4 protein-coding genes and 1 pseudogene are annotated in these 2,236 nt (G+C 54.7%); 2 read left to right on the top strand and 3 right to left on the bottom strand.

What is annotated here, in order from left to right; genetic code table 11:
* The first annotated feature begins 364 nt into the window (after nt 1-364).
* Complete coding sequence (locus FQ182_RS29470; protein WP_149415349.1) at nt 365-634, top strand: DUF2790 domain-containing protein; 270 nt, start codon at nt 365-367, stop codon at nt 632-634.
* Nucleotides 635-715: 81 nt separating this feature from the next.
* On the opposite strand, the gene FQ182_RS29465 is transcribed toward FQ182_RS29470, so the two are convergent.
* From FQ182_RS29465 to FQ182_RS29975, 3 genes are read right to left on the bottom strand one after another with little or no spacing between them, the layout of a single operon-like run.
* Nucleotides 716-1,006 carry a colicin E3-like toxin immunity protein gene (locus FQ182_RS29465; protein WP_306108741.1) on the bottom strand — a complete coding sequence of 97 codons (291 nt, stop codon included), beginning with the start codon at nt 1,004-1,006 and terminating at the stop codon, nt 716-718.
* Complete coding sequence (locus FQ182_RS29460) at nt 978-1,136, bottom strand: colicin E3/pyocin S6 family cytotoxin (protein ID WP_149415350.1); 159 nt, start codon at nt 1,134-1,136, stop codon at nt 978-980. The genes FQ182_RS29465 and FQ182_RS29460 overlap by 29 nt, the downstream gene beginning before the upstream one ends.
* Nucleotides 1,066-1,470 (bottom strand): colicin E3, encoded by a 405-nt coding sequence (locus tag FQ182_RS29975; protein WP_149415351.1) that lies wholly within the window; start codon nt 1,468-1,470, stop codon nt 1,066-1,068. The genes FQ182_RS29460 and FQ182_RS29975 overlap by 71 nt, the downstream gene beginning before the upstream one ends.
* A gap of 589 nt (nt 1,471-2,059) precedes the next feature.
* On the opposite strand from FQ182_RS29975, the pseudogene FQ182_RS29455 reads away from it, so the two are divergent.
* Nucleotides 2,060-2,236: pseudogene (locus FQ182_RS29455) on the top strand (ribonucleotide-diphosphate reductase subunit beta); the annotation flags it as partial.

Below are 2,236 nucleotides of genomic sequence, written 5' to 3'. Positions count from 1 at the left end.
AGCGCTTCGACTTCAAATGCCCAATCGAAGTTATGGGCGAGGTGATGCAGAAGGCCATGGCTATGCGGCATGATGCTCCAGCTTCAATTCAATGACCGTGTTGCACTCAGCTCCTGCAACCGCCCTGCTTCAAAAAAACCTTCAAGTCGGGATTGTTACAAAAACCGCCAACAGTCTTTATCAAAAGCACGGGTATATGAATATAACGAGGACGCCTAAAATCAGCCTCGCCAACAAAGGCACCGTGATTAACCAAGTTGCAGCCCCCACGAAGGCACGTTAATCCGAACTCTCCAATCAAGTTACACACGTGGCCTCACAAGGGCCCCGTGACCCCCTTCGACCGCAAAAGGTAAAAATAGAAATGAAAGCTTTATTAGTTATGGCCCTTACGAGCTTGTGCGCTACCGCCGCCCTGGCCGACGAGACCCCGACTGACGTAGCCAGCCAGAACACCGCCATTACCGAGGAGTACAGCTACTCCTCCAACCTGGACATCGCCAAAGTCGTGTCCATGAGCTCAATTCCGAATGTTTGCGAAGTTGTACCGGCGCGTATGGAATATGAAGACCATCAAGGTCAGCGTCATATTCTTAATTACAAAGTCATGGGCAATGGTTGCTCTAACGGTTAATCAACTCGTTAGTGGGTAGTTATCCCAGACAGTATTCGCCGCAAGAAATCGTTCTTGCGGCAAAGAAACCCAGCCCCGAGGCTACTCTACGTCCCGATATTCAAAAGCCACCTGATAGATGTAGACAACTGGATTGATCGGGTGAACAAAAAATGGCTGCAGGGTCGGTATCCAGTCGCTTTTAACATCAAAGCCACCGTTGTTGACGTTATCAGCGCTAGCTATGCCAATGGCATCCATCACAGAGCTATCCTCCCCGAGATCCGTCGAGGACTCCTCTCCCTCGCAGAGCTCCGTATCCACGTCATACCACTCAAGTATTATTTTCAGACCCATTTCTATCTCACAGATATTTGCTGATGCTTCGTTCATCTTTAGCCGAGCCTATCTGCTCGCCAGTAAACGGGGCGAAAGCACCTAGATGACTACCATCACGTGCTCGATATCCCGGCAGGCGGCTTTGTACCCCCGAGCTGCCGCAATTGTAATAAGCCAGTGTCATCCCGCTCGCGGCCACCGAGTAACGCAAAGGCGCCGTAATCCGCCAGCAGCTCCGTAGGGATATAGCCGCAAGGGTTGTTGTGATTGATGTGCGCGTGCGGCAGATTGCAGGATTTGGCGAATACACAGCCCACAAAGGGCGGTAATGCTGGTTGGGGCTCAACCCTGACACGGGCCTCGTAAGCCTCCTGGCGGACGAGCATGGCGTCGTAAGCTTTTTGCCGGGCGTCACGATCAGCCAGTTCGCGCTCGTTCACATGCTCGAGACGCCGGTAGCCACCGGTTCCGGTCCCGTAAGACCGCCAGACCTGGGGTATGTCCTTGTTATTTGCCATCGCGCCCTCCTGGCTTGCTACATAACTACATTCGGCGTTGAAACCGGGAGGCTGACGTTATTGCAAGCGGGACGGGACTGAATGTAGGACAGATCTGTTAAGTACTGCTGACTTGGGGACGATCGTAGGGCACAGCGTGCCTAACGGAGGCACCCTTACATATGCCAGCCACAGGGCGATGAAGTGACCGCCTGTAAGCTCCCCCACGACCCACCAAAAAAATCCTCACGCCGCAAGCCCTTGAAAACCAGCACTCCGACCTGAAATGCCGCCATTTTGGCCGGCCACTGAGGCCATCTGCCGCAACACAAAAGCAATTTTTTCCCTATAATGCGCGAGTAAATCGGACCTGCAATATCCCTTTACATGGGACGAAGAGCCAGACCTGAGGCCCCGCCGGAGCAAGCAACCGTCGCTGCGCACCTCAAACCTCAAGCAGAGCACCCGAGACAATTTCCGTTTAATGCCTGGCGTCAGCTGTTGCAAGAAACGATTCCTTAAGATCCACCGCGGCCTCTGGGCCGTGTGAACACCCAACCATCCGGTTTCACACGGGCACCTTTGGCCCTCACGCAGGAGACGACACGTCATGCTGAGCTGGGACGAATTCGACAAAGAAGAGCAAGGCGAAGTAACCGCCAAAGGCGCCAACGCCGGCCACGCCACCGAAGCCAACATGGACCGCCTCGACGGTGCCGGCGCTGCCGCCGCCATCGAAGCCCGCGCCGTCACCGCTAACGACTCCGCCGCTATCGTGCGCGCCAAG

Source organism: Pseudomonas sp. ANT_H4, assembly GCF_008369295.1.
In the GTDB taxonomy this organism is placed as follows: domain Bacteria; phylum Pseudomonadota; class Gammaproteobacteria; order Pseudomonadales; family Pseudomonadaceae; genus Aquipseudomonas.
This window is presented reverse-complemented; position numbering and strand designations above follow the sequence as displayed.